This window comes from Magnetospirillum sp. WYHS-4, assembly GCA_039908345.1.
In the GTDB taxonomy this organism is placed as follows: Bacteria; Pseudomonadota; Alphaproteobacteria; order Rhodospirillales; family GLO-3; genus JAMOBD01.
In genome coordinates this window covers 1-1,101 of sequence record JAMOBD010000166.1, presented here as the reverse complement: position 1 = coordinate 1,101, position 1,101 = coordinate 1, and the positions used below count along the sequence as shown (strand labels likewise).

1 protein-coding gene is annotated in these 1,101 nt (G+C 66.2%); it reads left to right on the top strand.

Annotated features, from left to right (window positions below; all coding sequences use genetic code 11):
- Positions 1–61: 61 nt before the first annotated feature.
- Positions 62–1,101 (top strand): nitrogen regulation protein NR(I) (ntrC, locus tag H7841_18635; protein ID MEO5338875.1); only part of this gene is annotated, 1,040 nt, incomplete at its 3' end.

Sequence of the window (1,101 nt, the reverse complement as noted above, 5' to 3'; positions counted from 1 at the left end):
GATAGCCAACCGCGCCGGACGGTTTTCCGGGTCATGCTGCCCATGATGGATCACGAATGACATGGCCACTCCATCCCCCACCATCCTGATCGCCGACGACGATGCCGCCATCCGGACCGTGCTGACGCAGGCTTTGGGCCGGGCCGGATTCGACGTGCGGACTACCGGCACGGCGTCCACCCTCTGGCAGTGGGTGAGCGAAGGGCAGGGAGATCTGGTCATCACCGACGTGGTGATGCCCGACGAGAACGGCCTCGACTTGGTGCCGCGCATCCGCAAGCTACGCCCCGAATTGCGAATCATCGTGATGAGCGCCCAAAGCACCCTGCTCACCGCGGTCAAGGCCACCGAGCGGGGCGCCTTCGAGTATCTACCCAAGCCCTTCGACCTGGGGGAACTCGTGGCCGTGGTGCGTCGCGCCCTGGAAGCCCCGAAGGGAGCAGGGGAAGGCGCAGCCACGGAAGTCCGGTCGCCGGAAGAAAAGCTGCCGCTGATTGGCCGTTCGCCAGCCATGCAGGAGATATACCGTACCCTGGCGCGGCTGATGAACACCGATTTGACCGTGATGATCGTCGGCGAGTCGGGCACCGGCAAGGAACTGGTGGCCCGCGCGCTGCACGACTACGGCAAGCGCCGCAACGGGCCCTTCGTCGCGGTCAACATGGCCGCCATCCCGCGCGAACTGATCGAAAGCGAGTTGTTCGGCCACGAGAAAGGCTCCTTCACCGGTGCCACTTCCCGCGCCGCCGGACGCTTCGAGCAGGCGGAGGGCGGCACCCTGTTCCTCGACGAGATCGGCGACATGCCGCCCGAGGCCCAGACCCGCCTGCTGCGCGTCCTTCAGGAAGGCGAATATACCACCGTGGGCGGACGCGTGCCGCTCAAGGCCAACGTGCGCATCGTGGCTGCCACCCATCGCGACCTGCGCCAGTTGATCCGCCACGGACTTTTCCGCGAGGATCTCTATTTCCGGCTCAACGTGGTTCCCATCCGCCTGCCGCCCTTGCGCGAGCGGACCGAAGACATCTCCGAACTGGTGCGCCACTTCCTGGCCCGGAGCGCCGAGCAGGGCCTGCCCTGGAAAATCATCGGCCCCGAAGC